General features: G+C 73.3%; 14 protein-coding genes and 1 tRNA gene. 9 read left to right on the forward strand and 6 right to left on the reverse strand.

Translation table 11 applies throughout. The features are described from left to right. The first annotated feature begins 482 nt into the window (after positions 1 to 482). The 4 genes from topA to ACFV4N_RS01945 all read left to right on the forward strand — a co-directional run bounded on the left by topA (position 483) and on the right by ACFV4N_RS01945 (position 6926). Positions 483 to 3221 carry a type I DNA topoisomerase gene (gene topA / locus ACFV4N_RS01930; protein ID WP_499670605.1) on the forward strand — a complete coding sequence of 913 codons (2739 nt, stop codon included), beginning with the start codon at positions 483 to 485 and terminating at the stop codon, positions 3219 to 3221. Positions 3222 to 3251: 30 nt separating this feature from the next. Then, on the forward strand, positions 3252 to 3596 hold the full coding sequence (locus tag ACFV4N_RS01935) for a hypothetical protein (protein WP_499670606.1): 345 nt from the start codon (positions 3252 to 3254) through the stop codon (positions 3594 to 3596). 82 nt (positions 3597 to 3678) lie between these two features. After that, positions 3679 to 5706 (forward strand): bifunctional MFS transporter/dTMP kinase, encoded by a 2028-nt coding sequence (locus tag ACFV4N_RS01940; protein WP_499670607.1) that lies wholly within the window; start codon positions 3679 to 3681, stop codon positions 5704 to 5706. A gap of 20 nt (positions 5707 to 5726) precedes the next feature. Continuing rightward, complete coding sequence (locus tag ACFV4N_RS01945) at positions 5727 to 6926, forward strand: DNA polymerase III subunit delta' (RefSeq protein ID WP_499670608.1); 1200 nt, start codon at positions 5727 to 5729, stop codon at positions 6924 to 6926. Positions 6927 to 6936: 10 nt separating this feature from the next. Here the strand turns inward: ACFV4N_RS01945 and ACFV4N_RS01950 are convergent, their stop codons facing one another. Then, on the reverse strand, positions 6937 to 8526 hold the full coding sequence (locus tag ACFV4N_RS01950) for a hypothetical protein (RefSeq protein WP_499670609.1): 1590 nt from the start codon (positions 8524 to 8526) through the stop codon (positions 6937 to 6939). 125 nt (positions 8527 to 8651) lie between these two features. Between ACFV4N_RS01950 and ACFV4N_RS01955 the strand changes: the two genes are divergently transcribed. Together ACFV4N_RS01955 and ACFV4N_RS01960 are read left to right on the forward strand one after the other, a co-directional pair. Continuing rightward, a tRNA-Thr gene (locus ACFV4N_RS01955) sits at positions 8652 to 8725 on the forward strand. 155 nt (positions 8726 to 8880) lie between these two features. After that, complete coding sequence (locus ACFV4N_RS01960) at positions 8881 to 9042, forward strand: hypothetical protein (RefSeq protein ID WP_499670610.1); 162 nt, start codon at positions 8881 to 8883, stop codon at positions 9040 to 9042. On the opposite strand, the gene ACFV4N_RS01965 is transcribed toward ACFV4N_RS01960, so the two are convergent. The 4 genes from ACFV4N_RS01965 to ACFV4N_RS01980 form a co-directional block, all read right to left on the reverse strand. Further along, positions 9029 to 9982: a TIGR03617 family F420-dependent LLM class oxidoreductase gene (locus ACFV4N_RS01965; protein ID WP_499670611.1), complete on the reverse strand. Its 954-nt coding sequence runs from the start codon at positions 9980 to 9982 to the stop codon at positions 9029 to 9031. The genes ACFV4N_RS01960 and ACFV4N_RS01965 overlap by 14 nt on opposite strands. A 91-nt stretch (positions 9983 to 10073) precedes the next feature. Then, a complete protein-coding gene (locus ACFV4N_RS01970; protein WP_499670612.1) occupies positions 10074 to 11018 on the reverse strand; it encodes a TIGR03617 family F420-dependent LLM class oxidoreductase in 945 nt (314 codons plus the stop codon). A gap of 10 nt (positions 11019 to 11028) precedes the next feature. After that, positions 11029 to 11778, reverse strand: a complete 750-nt coding sequence (locus ACFV4N_RS01975; protein WP_499670613.1) for a thermonuclease family protein — start codon at positions 11776 to 11778, stop codon at positions 11029 to 11031. 102 nt (positions 11779 to 11880) lie between these two features. Next, positions 11881 to 12333, reverse strand: a complete 453-nt coding sequence (locus ACFV4N_RS01980; protein WP_499670614.1) for a DUF4442 domain-containing protein — start codon at positions 12331 to 12333, stop codon at positions 11881 to 11883. 141 nt (positions 12334 to 12474) lie between these two features. On the opposite strand from ACFV4N_RS01980, the gene ACFV4N_RS01985 reads away from it, so the two are divergent. After that, positions 12475 to 12978 carry a MarR family winged helix-turn-helix transcriptional regulator gene (locus tag ACFV4N_RS01985; RefSeq protein ID WP_499670615.1) on the forward strand — a complete coding sequence of 168 codons (504 nt, stop codon included), beginning with the start codon at positions 12475 to 12477 and terminating at the stop codon, positions 12976 to 12978. Positions 12979 to 12980: 2 nt separating this feature from the next. Continuing rightward, positions 12981 to 14648: an MDR family MFS transporter gene (locus tag ACFV4N_RS01990; RefSeq protein WP_499670616.1), complete on the forward strand. Its 1668-nt coding sequence runs from the start codon at positions 12981 to 12983 to the stop codon at positions 14646 to 14648. A gap of 65 nt (positions 14649 to 14713) precedes the next feature. Here ACFV4N_RS01990 and ACFV4N_RS01995 read toward each other — a convergent pair whose 3' ends face one another. Further along, positions 14714 to 15217 carry an inorganic diphosphatase gene (locus ACFV4N_RS01995; protein WP_344034120.1) on the reverse strand — a complete coding sequence of 168 codons (504 nt, stop codon included), beginning with the start codon at positions 15215 to 15217 and terminating at the stop codon, positions 14714 to 14716. 118 nt (positions 15218 to 15335) lie between these two features. On the opposite strand from ACFV4N_RS01995, the gene dacB reads away from it, so the two are divergent. Then, positions 15336 to 16970 carry a D-alanyl-D-alanine carboxypeptidase/D-alanyl-D-alanine endopeptidase gene (dacB, locus tag ACFV4N_RS02000; protein ID WP_499670617.1) on the forward strand — a complete coding sequence of 545 codons (1635 nt, stop codon included), beginning with the start codon at positions 15336 to 15338 and terminating at the stop codon, positions 16968 to 16970. Positions 16971 to 16973 lie beyond the last annotated feature (3 nt).

The raw sequence follows: 16973 nt of genomic DNA on the forward strand, positions 1-16973 counted from the left end.
GTGGTTTGCGCGTCTCGACCGCTTTTCGAACTGATTTGACCGGATTGGCCTCCCAGTGGCTTGATGGGGGGCGGAAGGTCGTTCCACCCGGTTTCGCCCTTGACGGCGGCGTGCTCCGCTTGTGGGCGCTGGCGGCCGGTCGGTGGATCGAGTCCGGGTATTTCCTGGGGCTCGACGCCGATGCGCCGGAGACGCACGAACCTCTGCGCAAAGCATTGGGGTGGGCGGGGCTGCCCTCGACGATCTCGGGCGGGCCCGCACTTCGTGTGGTTGGTCGCAGGAGGCTCGAACGGCTCGCTGAGCTGGTCGGACGGGCTCCTCGGGGCGTTGCGGAGCGCACCTGGCCGGCCGCGTAGCGCGTCCTCCTGGCGGAAGATGGGGCACAGTTGTGTCACCCTGTCCCGACCAGGGCTGCCCAACGGCGACAAAGGACAGTGCACACTGGCGGGTTGGGACACAGTGTTCGAAGAGAGCGGGACGGCGTGGCTGGATCGACACGGGCGAAGAGGACAAACGGGGGAGCGGGCAACCGGCGGTTGGTGATCGTCGAGTCGCCCACCAAGGCGCGCAAGATCGCGTCTTACCTCGGACGGGACTTCGTCGTGGAGTCATCCAAGGGGCACATCCGGGACCTGCCCAGGGGCGCCGCCGACGTGCCCGCGAAGTACAAGGGCATGCCCTGGGCCCGGCTGGGCGTCGACGTCGACAACGCGTTCGAGCCGCTCTACGTGGTCACGCCGGACAAGAAGGCGACCGTCGCCGAGCTGAAGGAGCTGCTCAAGGACGCCGACGAGCTCTACCTGGCGACGGACGGCGACCGCGAGGGCGAGGCCATCGCCTGGCACCTGCTGGACACGCTGAAGCCCAAGGTGCCCGTGCGCCGGATGGTGTTCCACGAGATCACCGAGCCCGCGATCCGCGCGGCCGCCGCCAACCCCCGTGACCTGGACCAGAGCCTGGTCGACGCCCAGGAGACCCGCCGCATCCTGGACCGCCTCTACGGCTACGAGGTCAGCCCCGTGCTGTGGAAGAAGGTCATGCCGAAGCTCTCGGCGGGCCGCGTGCAGTCCGTGGCGACCCGGATCGTGGTCGAGCGGGAGCGCGAGCGGATGCGGTTCGTGTCCGCCGGGTACTGGGACGTGTCGGCGGTCATGGACGCCGGGGCCGAGGCGGCGCCGCGGAACTTCGCGTCGCGGCTGGTCGCGGTGGACGGGGTCCGGCTGGCGGTCGGGCGCGACTTCGGCTCCGACGGGCGGCTGAAGGACGGCGCCGAGGTCAGGGTGCTGGACGAGGCGCAGGCGCGCGCCATCGCGGAAGGCCTGGTCAACGCGTCGCTGGCGGTCTCCTCCGTCGAGGAGAAGCCGTACTCGCGGAAGCCGTACGCGCCGTTCATGACCTCGACGCTCCAGCAGGAGGCGGGGCGCAAGCTGCGGTTCTCCGCCGACCGGACCATGCGGACCGCCCAGAAGCTGTACGAGAACGGCTACATCACCTACATGCGCACCGACAGCACGACGCTGTCGGAGACGGCGATCTCGGCGGCGCGGGCGCAGGCCACCGAGCTGTACGGGTCGCAGTACGTGGCGAGCGCGCCGCGGCAGTACAACCGGAAGGTCAAGAACGCGCAGGAGGCCCACGAGGCCATCCGGCCGGCGGGCGAGGTGTTCCGGACGCCGGGCCAGGTCGCGGGCGAGCTGGAGTCCGACGAGTTCAAGCTCTACGAGCTGATCTGGCAGCGGACGATCGCCTCGCAGATGGCCGACGCGCGGGGCAACACCACGTCGGTGCGGATCACCGGGCGCGCGGCGGGCGGCGAGGAGGTCACGTTCGCCTCCTCGGGCCGGACGATCACGTTCGCCGGGTTCCTGAAGGCGTACGTCGAGACCGTCGACGCCGAGGCCGGCGGCGAGTCGGACGACGTCGAGTCGCGGCTGCCGCAGCTGGTGAAGGACCAGGTGGTGACGGCCGCCGAGCTGTCCGCGGACGGGCACTCGACCTCGCCGCCGCCGCGGTTCACCGAGCCGTCGCTGATCAAGACCATGGAGGACCTGGGCATCGGGCGGCCCTCCACGTACGCCTCGATCATCAGCACCATCCAGGACCGCGGCTACGTGTGGAAGAAGGGCTCGGCCCTGGTCCCGTCGTGGGTGGCGTTCGCGGTGGTCGGGCTGCTGGAGCAGCACTTCGGGCGCCTGGTCGACTACGACTTCACGGCCGCGCTGGAGGACGAGCTCGACGGGATCGCCGCCGGCCGGCAGGAGCGGACGACCTGGTTGTCCGGGTTCTACTTCGGCGGGAACGTCGGGCCGGAGTCGTCGGTGGGGCGGTCCGGCGGCCTGAAGAAGCTGGTCGGGTCGAGCGTCGAGGAGATCGACGCCCGGGAGGTCAACTCGATCCCGCTGTTCTCCGACGAGGAGGGGCGCACGGTCTACGTCCGGGTCGGCCGCTACGGGCCGTACCTGGAGCGGGAGGTCGACGGGGCGTCGCAGCGGGCCAACCTGCCCGACGACCTGCCGCCGGACGAGCTGTCGCCCGAGATCGCGGAGAAGCTGTTCGCCACCCCGCAGGAGGGGCGGTCGCTGGGGGTCGACCCGGTCAGCGGTCACGAGATCGTGGCCAAGGAGGGCCGGTTCGGGCCGTACGTGACCGAGGTGCTGCCGGAGCCGCCGGAGGGCAAGAAGGCCGCGAAGCCGCGCACCGGGTCGCTGTTCAAGTCGATGTCGCTGGACGCGGTGACGCTGGACGACGCGCTGAAGCTGCTGTCGCTGCCGCGCGTGGTGGGCAAGGACCCGGAGACGGGCGCCGAGATCACCGCGCAGAACGGGCGGTACGGGCCGTACCTGAAGAAGGGGACCGACTCGCGGTCGCTGACCAGCGAGGACCAGCTCTTCACGGTGACCCTGGACGAGGCGCTGAAGATCTACTCGGAGCCGAAGAAGCGGGGTCGGGCGGCGGCCGCGCCGCCGCTGAAGGAGCTGGGCGCGGACCCCGTCTCGGGCAAGCCGATGGTGGTCAAGGAGGGCCGGTTCGGCCCTTACGTGACCGACGGCGAGACCAACGCGTCGCTGCGCAAGTCCGACAGCGTGGAGGGGCTGTCCGACGAACGGGCGGCCGAGCTGCTGGCGGAGAAGCGGGCGAAGGGCCCCGTGACCAAGAAGAAGGCGCCGGCGGCCAAGAAGGCACCCGCTCGGAAGAAGGCCCCGGCCAAGTCCAAGGGCTAGTCTCGGGGCGGTTGGCGCTGGGAGGTGGCCGTGGACGAGTTCGGCCCGGACGGGACGCAGGCCCTGCCACCTCCCCGGTTCTTCCCCGACCCGCTGGCCGGGCTGGTCCCGGTCGAGGGACCGCCGGTCCCGGACGCCGTGCCGCGGGTCGTGGTGCCGGCCGCGCCCGTGGCCCCGGTCGCGCCGGTGCGGCGGGAGCCCGTCCGGCGGCGGGCGCCGCGGCCCGCACCACCGGCCGTGCACGCGCCGCGGGCGGAGCCGAAGAAGAACCGGGGCGCGCTCGTCGGGTGCCTGGTCGCGCTGGTCGCGCTGAGCGGGCTGCTGTTCAACGTGCTCCGTGAGATCATCGGGGCGGTGGTCGACCTGCTGAAGTGATCTCGCTTCGGTCACCCGTGCGGTGGTTGTGGCCATCCGGGTGAATTGCCCCGGCTACGCTGGTGGCCTGGCGCGATGGGGGGTGAGCACGATCCAGGACGGCGGCACATCGGCTTCGACCAGCCACCGGATTCGCAGCGTGCTGGCGATCCGGCCGTTTCGCAGGCTCTGGGGCGTCACCTACCTGTGCAGCGTCGGTGACTGGCTGTCGTTCCTGGCGCTGACCGGCCTGGTCACGCAGCTGACCGACAGCTACCAGTGGCAGAGCTTCTCGCTGAGCCTGGTCGTGCTGACGCAGCTGCTGCCCGGCATCCTGTTCGCCCCGGTCGGCGGCGTGCTGGCGGACCGGTTCGACCGCCGCAAGGTCATGGTCGTCTGCGACCTGCTGCGCGGCGCCCTGTTCATCTCGATCGCCCTGGTCGGCACCGCCTGGTGGCTGTTCATCGCGAACTTCCTGGTCGGCTGCTGCGCGATGCTGTGGATCCCATCCAAGGACTCCGCGGTGCCGAACCTGATGCGCCGGCCCGACCAGGTGGAGACGGCCAACCAGCTCGGCCTGGTCATGACCTACGGCATCTCGGTCATCTCCGCGTCCGGCCTGTACTCGCTGATCTCCGGCATCCCCGGCTACCTGAACCTCCAGGGCTCCAACCTGGAGTTCCGGATCGCCACCATCGCCGTGATGGTCAACGGCGCGCTGTACGTGACCTCCGCGATCCTGGTCGCCACCCGCATCCCGGAGCTGTCCGGGCGGATCGCGTCGGTGAACCGGCGCAAGCGCGAGGACGGCGAGGCGGACGGGTTCTTCGCCATGATGCGGGACGGCCTGAAGTACGCGGGCCGCACGCCGCTGGTGCGCGGGCTCGTCATCGGCATGGTCGGCGCGTTCGCCGCGGCGGGCGCGGTCATCGGCACCGCCCCGCTCTACACCCAGTCGCTGCTGGGCGGCGCGTCGACGTTCGGCCTGCTGTTCGTGGCGGTGTTCGTCGGCCTGGCGCTCGGCATGGGCTCGGCGCCCCGGATGGCGCGGCAGCTCTCGCACGACCGGCTGTTCGGGCTGACGATCCTGGTCGCGGGGCTGAGCCTGGTGGTGGTGGCGCTCGCGCCGCACCTGTGGGTGGCGCTGATCGCGGTGGCGTTCGTCGGCGCGTCGGCGGGCGTGGCGTTCCTGACCGGGCTGACCATCGTCGGCGCGCAGGTCGAGGACGCGATGCGCGGCCGGACCGTGGCGCTGCTCCAGTCGCTGCTGAAGGTCGTGCTGGCCCTGTCCACGGCCACCGTGCCGCTGCTGGTGTCGCTGGTGCAGCAGCGCACGATCACCGTCTTCGGGCACCCGATGCAGGTCGACGGCACCCGGCCGGTGCTGTTCGGCGCCGGGTTGCTCGCGGCGCTGCTCGGGCTGGTCGCCTACCGGCAGATGGACGACCGGCGCAGCGAGCCGATCCTGTCGGACCTGCTCTCGGCCCTGCGCGGGCGCGGGCGGCGCGAGGTCGGCCTGCTGATCGCGGTCGAGGGCGACACCCGGCTGGACACCGCCGCGCAGTCCCGGCGGCTGGCCGAGGCGCTGCGCGCCGCGGGGCGCGACGTGCTGCTGGCGTCGGACCCGGACCTGGACGAGCAGCGGCTGCGCAACCTGCTGACCACCGCCGACCTGGCCGGGGTGCGGGCGCACGCCCTGGTGGCCGCGGCGGTGCGGGCGGACGTGGTGGAGCGCGAGGTGCGGCCCGCGCTGGACCGCGGCGCGCTGGTCGTCATGGAGCGGTACGTCGACAGCCCGCTGGCGCACTTCAGCGCGGGGGGCAGCGTCGAGCCGCGGGAGGTCGAGGGCCTGGTCGACTGGGCCACCGGGCGGCTGCGGCCGGACGTGACCGTGCTGCTGGACCGCACGCCGTCGCAGGCGCGGTCCGGCGGCGCGATGGAGAACGTCGAGCACCACTGGCGGGTGCGGGAGCTGCTGGCCGAGATGGCGGCGGCCGACCCCGAGCGGTACGTGGTGGTCGACGCGGACGGCACCGAGGACGAGGTCGCCGAACGGGTGGTCCAGGCGGTGCTGCCGCTGCTGTCGGCGCGCGCCGGGACGACGTCCCGACCGGTGGCCGAGAGGTCCTGACGGATCGGTACGGTCGCCTGGTGAACCGTGGTGTGTGGGGCGAGGTCGTCGGCCAGCCCGAGGCGGTCGCGGTGCTGTCGGCGGCGGCCGGGGCGGCGGCGTCGATCGTGGCGGGCGGGTCCCCCGCGCCGGGCGCGATGACCCACGCGTGGCTGTTCACCGGGCCACCGGGGTCCGGGCACGTGGACGCGGCGCGGTCGTTCGCCGCGGCGCTCCAGTGCACGGTGGCGGACGACCGGCCGGGCTGCGGCACGTGCGCCGGGTGCCACACGGCGCTGGCCGGCACGCACGCCGACGTGCGCGTGGTCGCGCCGGAGGGCCTGTCGATCTCGGTGGCCGAGATGCGGTCGCTGGTCCAGGTGTCCGCGCGGCGGCCCACGTCCGGGCGCTGGCAGGTGGTGATCGTCACCGAGGCGGACCGGCTCACCGAGGGTGCGGCGAACGCGCTGCTCAAGGCCGTGGAGGAACCGCCGGAGCGGACCGTGTTCCTGCTGTGCGCGCCGTCGGCCCACCCGGACGACGTGTCGGTGACCATCCGGTCGCGGTGCCGCGTGGTGTCGCTGGGCACGCCCCGGCCGGCGGCCATCGCCTCCGCGCTGGAGGAGGAGGGCCTGGCGCCCGAGGTGGCCTCGTGGGCGGCCTCGGTGTGCGGCGGGCACGTGGGCCGGGCGCGGCGGCTGGCGACCGACGAGGCCGTGCGGGCGCGGCGCGAGGCCGTGCTGCGGATCCCGCTGGCGCTGCGCCGGCCCGCGGACGTCTTCACGTGCGCCGACCAGCTCGTCTCCGCCGCCGAGGCGGACGCGGTGAGCGCGCACGAGGGGCGTGACGCGGCCGAGCGCGAGGCGCTGGAGACGGCCATGGGCGCGGGCGGCACCGGCAAGGGCACCGCGGCCGCCACCAGGGGCGCGAAGGGCGCGATCAAGGACCTGGAGAAGCGGCAGAAGTCGCGGGCCACCCGCACCCAGCGCGACTCGCTCGACCAGGCCCTGATCGACCTGGCCGCGTTCTACCGGGACGTGCTGGTCACCTCCTCGGGCGCGGGGGCCGTGCTGAACCACCCGGACCGGGCCGACGACGCGCGCCGGGCCGCGGAGGCGTGGACGCCCGAGTCGACGCTGCGCCGGCTGGAGGCGGTGCTGGGTTGCCGGACCGCGCTGGAGCGGAACGTCAAGCCGCGCATCGCGGTCGAGGCCATGCTCGTCGCGCTCCAGCGCGGCTGACGCCCCGCCCTCAGGCCGACGGGGGCCGCTCGGGCGACCGGGCCGGGACGGCGCGGCGGGCGGGCAGGGCGGCGACCAGCACGACGCCGAGCAGCAGCAGGGCCGTGCCGGTCCAGAAGATCGGCACCGTCTTGTACGCCGCGTTGGTGTAGGCGAGCTGCTGCGGTTGCTTCGGCGGCGCGGCCTGGCCGCCACCGCCCGGACCCGGCTGGGTGGGCGTGGGCGCGCCGCACACCACCCCGCCGGTCGGGGCGGCCGCGCGCACGATCTGCTCGCCCAGGGACACCTGTGCCAACGCCGACGGCAGGTTCGGCAGCCCGAGGGCATCGGTCGGCAGCAGCTGGAGGTCGAGCAGGCGCGCGGTCGCCCCGAGCATGAACCCCTTGATGGCGGGGCCGCCCTGCTGGAGCGGGCCGTCGATGACCTGCTCCTTCCGGTTGAACTGGGCGATCTGGAGGCGCAGGACGCCGATGTCGAGGGCGTCGCCGAGGTCGCCGACCAGGGGCAGGTCCCGGCCGGGCAGGACGCCGATCGGCACGTCGAGCGCCGGGTTGGCGGCGTCGAGCGTGCCCAGTTCCCGGCCGCCCTGGCTCACCCTCAGCACGGGGGCGCTGTAGGTGACCGTCGAGGTGGCCGCGTCACCGGTGGACAGGGCGGTGAGCGCGGGCTGGGAGACCACGTCGATCCGCAGCTCCGCCGGGGTGCCCTGGAGCAGGCGGATGCTCGCCGCCTGGAGCGTGGAGGTCGACTTGACGGCCTTGTTCGCGCTGCCCGGCAGGTCGACCAGCTCGACCTTCGAGTGGGCGCTGAGGGTGTCCGGGAGGCTGAGCAGCGAGCCGTTCGCGCCGCTGTCGGGCGTGCCGGAGAGCAGGCCGCCGAGCCTGCTCAGCGGGCCGGCGAGCTGCTTGAGGTTGTCGACCAGGGACTGCTTCGCGCCCTCGTCCAGCTTGGGCGTGTCCTGGGTGAGCATCCCGGTCAGGTCCTGCGAGCCGGGCAGGGTCGGGATGGCGTTGAGCACGCTCAGGCTCGCCACGGAGGTCTTGGCGTCCGCGACCGGGCTCACGCACGGGCCCAGCTCGTCGTGCCAGCGGGCGTGCACGCTGCCGTTGAGCAGGCCGACCTTGAGCAGGGCGTCCAGCGGGGTGGTGGGCGGGTCGATGCCGCCGGCGAGGGGTTCGGCGTTGTCGGGGGAGGCGGTCTGGACGAGCGTGCCGGGCGTCTGGGGCGCGCGGCCCTGGACGGCGAACCCGAGCGGCGACGCCTGGGCGACCGCGCGCTCGTAGCTGAGGAACGCCTCGGTGTTGGCCTGGGCGCTGGCCAGCCCGACCCCGATCTCGGCGGCCGACTGCTTGGGCAGCCGCTCGCCGAAGCCGGGCAGGATCGTGTTGGTCGGCGTCGAGTCCGGCGCGAGCCGCACGACCGCCAGCCCGGTGCCCGCGTCGCCGATCGCGTGGGTGACCAGCTCCGGGCCCGACGACGCGGGCGGCTGGCCGGGGTCCTGCGGTCCCGGCACGGGGGTCGTGACCACGGGTTGGGCGAAGGCGGGGGAGGCGGTGAGCGCGACCAGCAGGGCGGCTGCGGGCAGGGCCAACGGGCGCATGTGGTCTGGTACCTCCCGTGACGGCGGCGTCAGGCGTGGCGGACGCGTGCATCCGTCACGTTCGGGACAACGACCAACCCCCCGGTCAGGTGACGCCGGCGCTTCGGCTATAGTTGTCACGTCTCGCCGCCTTAGCTCAGTCGGCCAGAGCGGCTCACTCGTAATGAGCAGGTCGTCGGTTCGATTCCGACAGGCGGCTCGCGAGATCCGAAGGCCCCGGACCACCTGGTCCGGGGCCTTCGTCGTGCCTCATCCCGTCGGGGTGGTTGCCAGGCTGCTCCATCGGGGTGACACTTCTGCCATCGGCGTCAGGGGCGGGCGACCGTGTCGTTGCCAGCCTGGAGGTGATCGCCAGTGGGCACGATGGTCCTGGTGACGGTGCTCGCCCTGCCGTTCGCGGTGTTGGCGGCGCGGGTCGGGCGGAGGCGGTGGGTGCGCCCGCGCGGTCGGGCCGCGCTGTTCCGGCACCGCGTCCTCGGCGACGAGCCGAGCGGGCGGTTCCTCATCCGGTCCTGACGGCCGTCGGCGTCGGCGCGGCGCTCCTGGTGACCAGGCCGCCGTAGCGGCGGGCGTACTCGGCCCGGACCTCGGCGGGCGTGCCGACGACGGCGAGCGCGTGCAGCACCTCGTCGGTCACGAGGCCGGCCATCTCGTCCCACCGCCCGTCCAGGGAGAGCTGGTGCAGCTCCTCGTGCAGGTCGCCCCAGCCGTGCAGGTCGAGGACCTTGCGGTAGGCCGGGGTGGAGCCGTAGAAGGCGAGCAGCCGCCGGAGCTTGACCACCGACCGGTCGTCGTAGGCGATCAGGGAGGGCCCCTGGACCTCCAGGGGCGGCAGGCCGACCGCCCTGGCCCGGCCGCGGGCGAGCGCGGGCAGGGTCACCTCGCGCAGGTACCGCTCGGTGGTGAAGCTGTGGCAGAGGAAGCCGTCCGCGACCTCGCCGGCGACCTCGGTCATCAGCTCGCCCACGCCGGCCAGCCACACCGGAGGGCGGCCGAAGGGGTTGGGTCCCGGGTCGAACACCGGGGTCATCAGCGTGTGGGTGTAGAACTCGCCGCGGAACCGGAGCTGCTCGCGGGTGGCCCAGCTGTGCCAGATCGCGCGCAGCGCGAGCACGAACTCGCGCATCCGCGCCGCCGGTCGGGACCAGGGCATGCCGAACCTGTTGGTGACGTGCGCCTCCACCTGGGTGCCCAGGCCGAGGTGGAACCGGCCGCAGGAGAGCAGCTGGAGGTCGTTGGCCGCCATGGCGGTGGTCATCGGGTTGCGCGCGAACGCCACCGCGACGGCCGTGCCCAGGTCCAGCTCCACCTCGCCCGCGACGCGGCCCAGGGCGACGAACGGGTCGCGGGAGGTCTCGGCCACCCAGAACCCGTCGCAGCCGTCCTCCTCGGCGGTGCGCGCGAGGTCCAGCACCCTCGTCGGGTCCGGGCTGACTTCCAGGCGGTCGGTCTTCACGGTCCGTGAAGCTAACGGCGCGCCGCGTGGCCGGCGGGGTCGCCGGGCGGGCGGGTCGTGATCATCGCCGGATCGGGCGACGGTGCCCCGTTCACCCGGTCCTGAGCACGGGCGCGGCGGCCCGGGTGACCACGTCGCCGTAGCGGCGGGCGTACTCGGCCCGGACCTCGGCGGGCGTGCCGACGACGGCGAACGCGTGCAGCACCTCGTCGGGGACCGCGTCGGCCATCGCGTCCCACCGCCCGCGCCGGGACATCCGGTGCAGCTCCTCGTGCAGGTCGCCCCAGCCGTGCAGGTCCAGGACCTTGCGGTAGGCGGGGGTGGAGCCGTAGAACGCGATCTGCTTCCGGACGTCCGCCACCGACCGGTCGTCGTGGGCGACCAGGGACGGGCCCATGACCTCGACGTCCTTCGCGTGACCCGCCTTGGCCCGGCCGCGGGCGAGCGCGGGCAGGGTCACCTCGCGCAGGTACCGCTCGGTGGTGAAGTTGTGGCAGAGGAAGCCGTCCGCGACTTCTCCGGCGACCTCGGTCATCAGCTCGCCCACGCTGGCCAGCCACACGGCGGGGTTGCCGAAGGGGTTGGGGCCGGGGTCGAAGAAGGGCGTCATCAGCGTGTGGGTGTAGAACTCGCCGCGGAACCGCAGGCGGTCGCCGGTCGCCCAGCTGTGCCAGACGGCGCGGACCGCGAGCACGAACTCGCGCATCCGCGCCGCCGGTCGCGACCAGGGCATGCCGAACCGCTTGGTGACGTGCGGCTCCACCTGCGAGCCCAGGCCCAGGTGGAACCGGCCGCCGGAGAGCAGCTGGAGGTCGTTGGCCAGCACGGCGGTGCTCATGGGGTTGCGCGCGAACGCGACGGCGATGGCCGTGCCCAGCTCCAGGTCGGCGGTGCCGGCGACGCGGCTCAGCGCGAGGAACGGGTCGTGCCGCGTCTCGGCCACCCAGAACCCGTCGCAGCCGGCCTCCTCGGCGGCGCGGGCGGCGTCGGGGACGGTCGTCGGGTCGGGGTCGAGCTCCAGCCGGTCCACCTTCACGCCGGTGAACCTACTCGCACGCCACCCCGTCGCCGTCCCGGTCGAGGCCCGGCCGGTAGCCCGGCTGGCCCGCGTAGAGCGGCGCGGCGCCGGCGGCGCGGGCGGCGGCGCAGTTGGCGTAGTAGGCGCCGGCGGGCGGGTCGGGCTGCGGCGCCGGCTGGACGGGGGCGGGCTGGACGGGCGCCGGCTGGACGGGCGCGGGTGCCGGCTGGACGGGTGCGGGCGCGGGTTGGACGGGCGCGGGCGGCGGCGGTGGTGCGACGGTGTCCGCGCCGGAGCACGGCGCGCCCCACAGCCCGAGGCCGGCGGCCTTCGCCGACTCCTGCGCGGCGACCAGGGCGCTGCCCGCCGCCTGCTCCGCGCGGGCCATGCCCCGGCTCAGGACGTGCACGGCCAGGTCGACGCCGTCGGGCAGCAGCACCGCGGCGCCGTCCACCCGCAACGCCTTGCCCGTCACGGCCTGCTCCAGGAAGTCGACCGCGGTGGCGGCCCAGCACTCACCGGGTTGCGCCAGCCCGGCGAGCCGCACGCGCGCCCCGCCGGCCAGGACGAGGGTGCGCGCGTCCACGACCTCGGCGACCGGGACGGGCGGGGGAGTCGTGGTGGTGGCCGTGGTCGTGGTGGTCGTGGTGGTGCCGGGCGCGGAGCTGCCGCCGGCCGCGCCGGTGGCGGTGGTGCCGCCGCACGCCGCGGCGAGGCCGGCGAGCGAGGCGAGCGCGACGGCGGCGAGGGTGCGGGACCGGGTTAACGAACCGTTCATGCCCGCGTCATCGGCGGTTGGACTACGTACCGTTACCGACGTGACTGGCAGTGATCGAGCCTGTGTCGCCCGTCACGTCGCACCCGTCCCGAGTGGGCGGCCTCAGCGGTTCGGGCGCAGCGTCCAGACGACGGTCACCTCGCCGGTCGTGACGCCCTCGGCGTTGGTGATCGTCACGTGCACGGGGAACTCCGGCCGCGTGCCGCCCTCCAGCTCCGCCAGCACGTCCGCGGCCGGCCGGCCGAGCACCGCCTCGGCGCGCAGGTCGCCCAGCGCCAGCTTCTTGTAGGCGATCTCCGACCGGGCGACCAGCGGCGTGGCCCGGTCCAGGTGCGACGCGAACGCGGCCATCACCACCGCGCCGGACGCGGTCTCGGCCACGCCGAACATCACGGCCGCGTGGGGGCCGCCGACGTGGTTGCGCAGCTCCTCCCGGTCCGGCAGCCCGGCCACCACCCGGTCGCCCGCGACCTCGACGAATTCGATGCCCGTGGTCCTGACCCACGGCACCGCCTGCTTCATCGCCTCGGCGACGAACGAGGGATCTGCGCTCATGGCCGCGATATTACCCGCCAGTAACCGATGCGACGCGGGTCACCGGTATTTCGTTTGCCGGAACCCGCCCGGCGGGCCCATGCTTGTACGCAGCAACTAGTTGGTTGATACAAGCAAACGGAGTGTGGGAGGGCGATCCCGGTGCGTCACGAAGGGCAGGCGGACGACCTGCTGAACGCCGACCGGCTGGGCATGGCCCTGGTGCGGATGAACAAGATGCACGCCTGCGTCGCCTCCCACCTGAGCAAGACGGGCATGGACAAGTCCGCGTTCATCCTGCTGGCCAACCTGAACCAGCTGGGACCCTCGCGGGCGGGCGCCCTCGCCGAAGCGGTGTTCTCGGACCCCTCCACGGTCAGCCGCCAGGTGGCGGCCCTGGTGAAGGAGGGGCTGGTCGAGCGCCGGGCCGACCCGGAGGACGGCCGCGCCAGCGTGCTGGCCGTCACCGAGGCGGGCGCCCGGCTGGTCGCCGAACGCCGCCGGCAGCGCAACGAGGCGCTGATCCGCCTGTTCGCGGACTGGGACCCCGAGGACCGGGACCGGTTCGTCGAGTACTTCGAGCGCTTCGTGGGGGACTACGAGAAGGCGCTCCCGTTTTTCATCGCTGAGGGCGGGCTGGGGCCGCGCTCAGAAGGGGAGAGATGACCATGTCGGAAGCGACAACCCGAGCGGACGCGCCGCCACCCGGCGCCGCGCTGCTCACCCACCGGCAGATCCTGACCATCCTGTCGGGCCTGCTGCTGGGGCTGTTCCTGGCCGCGCTGGACCAGATGATCGTGGCCACCGCCATGAAGACCATCGCGGACGAGCTGCACGGCCAGACCCTCCAGGCGTGGGCGACCACGGCCTACCTGATCACCGCGACGATCTCCACGCCGCTGTACGGCAAGCTGTCCGACATCTACGGCCGCAAGCCGCTGTACCTGACCGCGATCTCGCTGTTCCTCGCGGGCTCGCTGCTGTCGGGCATCGCGGGCTCGATGTACGAGCTGGCCGCGTTCCGCGCGGTCCAGGGCCTGGGCGCGGGCGGCCTGATGTCGCTGGCCATGGCGATCATGGCGGACATCACCTCGCCGCGCGAGCGCAGCCGCTACATGGGCTACTTCATGGCCGTGTTCGGCGTTTCCAGCGTCGCCGGCCCCGTCGTCGGCGGCCTGTTCGCGGGCCTGGAGTCGTTCCTGGGCACGGCCGGCTGGCGCTGGGTGTTCCTGATCAACGTGCCGATCGCGCTGGTCGCCCTGGTCGTCGTGGCCAAGGTGCTGAACATCCCGCACCAGCGGGTGAACCACCGGATCGACTTCGTCGGCGCGGGCCTGCTCACCGTGGGCCTGGTGCCGCTGCTGATCGTGGCCGAGCAGGGCCGCGAGTGGGGTTGGGCGTCGACCACCTCGATCGTCATGTACGTGGTCGGCGTGCTCGGCCTGATCGGGTTCGTCCTCGCCGAGAAGCGCATGGGCGACGAGGCGCTGCTGCCGCTGCGGCTGTTCCGCAAGCAGACGTTCGCGCTGGGCAACGCGATCAACTTCGTGCTCGGCCTGGGGATGTTCGGCGGCATGGTGTCGCTGCCGCTGTACCTCCAGATCGTGAAGGGCTACTCGGCCACCGAGTCGGGCCTGATGATGGTGCCGCTGACCCTCGGCATCATGACCGCGGCGGGCACCAGCGGCAGCATCACCGCCAAGACCGGCCGCTACAAGGTGTTCCCGGTGGTCGGGTTCGGCGTGATGACGGTGATGCTGTTCCTGTTCAGCTTCGTCGGCCCGGACACCCCGCTGTACCAGCCGCTGGTGCTGATGTTCTTCCTGGGCATCGGCCTGGGCCTGAACATGCAGACCCTGCTGGTGGCCATCCAGAACGACGCCGAGCCGCGGGACATGGGCGTGGCGACCTCCTCGGCCACGTTCTTCCGGCAGATCGGCGGCACGGTCGGCACCGCGGTGTTCCTGTCGATCCTGTTCAGCACGGTCGGCGACAAGATCGGCGACGCGCTGCGCTCGGCGTTCGGCTCGCCGGAGTTCCAGGCGGCGCTGGCCCGCCCGGAGAACCGGGAGTTCGCCGCCGGGCTCCAGAGCGGCCAGGGGTTCGACCTGGACAACACCGAGTTCCTCAACAGCCTCGACCCGGTGCTCGCCCGGCCGTTCCTCGACGGGTTCTCCGGCTCGATCGACCTGGTGTTCCTGGTCGGCTCGCTGGTCACCCTGGTCGGCTTCGTGATCGTGTGGTTCCTGCGCGAGGTGCCGCTGTCCACGCGCTCCGGCCTGGAGCGGGTGAAGGACTCCGAGTCGGACGACCAGACCCCGATCGCCATGCACTGACGCCACGACGGAAGAAGGCCCGCTCCCGATCAGGGGGCGGGCCTCCTCCTTGGTCTCTTACGCGCTCAGTGCTCCTCGCCGCGCGCCACGGCGTCCTTGAGGCGCTGGTAGGAGCGGACGATCTCGGCCTCGGCCTCGGTCCGGCCCACCCAGGTGGCGCCCTCGACGCTCTTGCCCGGCTCCAGGTCCTTGTAGACCTCGAAGAAGTGCTGGATCTCCAGCCGGTAGAACTCGCTCAGGTGGTGGATGTCGCGCAGGTGCTCGCTGCGCGGGTCCTCCGCCGGCACGCAGAGCAGCTTGTCGTCGCCGCCCTTCTCGTCGGTCATCCGGAACATGCCGATGGCCCGCGCGCGGATGAGGCAACCGGGGAAGGTCGGCTCCTGGACCAGGACGAGGGCGTCGAGGGGGTCGCCGTCCTCACCGAGCGTGTCGTCGACGAACCCGTAGTCCGCCGGGTACTGAGTGGCCGTGAACAGGGTGCGGTCCAGCCGGATGCGCCCCGTCTTGTGGTCCATCTCGTACTTGTTGCGGACCCCCTTGGGGATCTCGATGGTGACGTCGAACTCCACTGCGCGGTCCTCGCTCGTTCTCGCCGTTCGTTACGCCACTAGTGTGGACTACGACGTCTCGTCAACCCCGAGCGCAGGGTGTGACGTTGCCCGTACTCGACGACCGCGGAGGATCGCGTTGCCCGACGAGCCATCCTGGCCGACCGTTGACGGCGACGACACCAACCACGAGCCGCCGACGGTGCAGGTCAGGCGGCCGGACCCGCCCACCGTCCGGATCCCGGCCCCGGTGCCCGCGGAACGCCGGCCGCCCGCGCCCGGGCCCGCCGCGCCGCCGCCCGCGACCCCCGCGCGGCCCGCGGGCGAGATCGAGAACGAGATCAAGTCGGAACCTGAACCGGTCCCTGAACCGATCACGGAAAGTGAAGGCGAGGCCCCGCCCGCCCGGCGCCGCAAGCGCCCGTTCCTGATCGCCGCGGCCGTGCTGCTCGTGCTCGCGCTGGCGGGCACGGCGGTGGTGGGCGCGCAGCGCGGCTGGTTCGACCGGACGCCCGCCGCGACCACCGCGGCGGCGGCGCCGCCCGCGCCGGTGACGCTCGCCGTCAAGGGCGTGGGCACGGGCGGCACGCGGCCGACCCCGGCCGGGGTGGGCGCCGTGCTGGCCGGGCCGACGGCCAACGAGCTGCTGGCGCCCCTGACGGGCACGGTGGTCGACCCGGCGAGCGGCCAGGTGCTGTGGAACCAGGGCGAGACCACCCCGGCGACCCCGGCGTCCACCACGAAGGTCCTGGTCGCCGCGGCCGCGCTGCTCGCCCTCGACCACACGGCCCAGCTGTCGACCAAGGTGGTGAAGGGCGCCGAACCCGGCACGGTGGTGCTGGTCGGCGGCGGCGACCCGACGCTGTCGCCGCTGCCCGCGGGCCAGGCCACGGTCTACCCCGGCGCGCCCACCCTCGACGACCTCGCCGCCCAGGTGCGGGCCGCGGGCCCGGTGACCCGGGTGCTCTACGACGCGACGCGGTACACCGGTCCGGGGCTGGCTCCCGGCTGGGCGCCCGCCGACGTGCCCGACGGCTACGTCTCGCCGATCCAGCCGCTGATGCTCGCCGGCGGCCGCAGCGACCCGACGAAGGGCGACGTCCGGCGCACCGAGACCCCCGCCGCCGACACCGCGACCGCGCTCGCCCAGCGGCTGGGCGTGACGTCGGTCGCCGCCGGCGCCGCGCCGGAGAACGCCGAGGTGCTCGGCGAGGTCGAGTCCGTGCCGGTGGACCAGCTCGTCGAGAACATGATGCAGCTGTCCGACAACGTGCTCGGCGAGACGCTGTCCCGCGAGGTCGCGATCGCCCGCGGCGCGGAGCCGTCGTTCGCGGGTGGCGCGCAGGCCGTGCGGGACGTGCTCACCGAGAACGGGTTCGACCTCACCGGCGCCACGTTCGTGGACGGCAGCGGGCTGTCGCCGAACAACAAGCTGCCCTCGCGGCTGCTCGCGGACATCGTGGCGGCGGCGGCCGGCCCCGACACCGCCGACCCGAAGACCGCGGAGCTCCGGCCGCTGCTGACCGCGCTGCCGGTGGCGGGCGGCAGCGGCACCCTGGCCGGCCGGTTCACCGAGCAGGGCGCCGGGGGACGCGGCTGGGTCCGCGCCAAGACCGGCACGCTGACCGGCGTGAACTCCCTGGCCGGCGTGGTCCTGGACACCGACGGGCGGCTGCTGGTGTTCGCGTTCATGTCGCTCAGCGACGACGACACGACGAGGGTCCGCGGCGCGCTGGACCAGGTGGCGGCGGCCCTGCGGACCTGCGGCTGCTAGGGC

It is taken from the genome of Actinosynnema sp. NPDC059797 (assembly GCF_042732085.1).
Classification (GTDB): Bacteria; Actinomycetota; Actinomycetes; order Mycobacteriales; family Pseudonocardiaceae; genus Actinosynnema.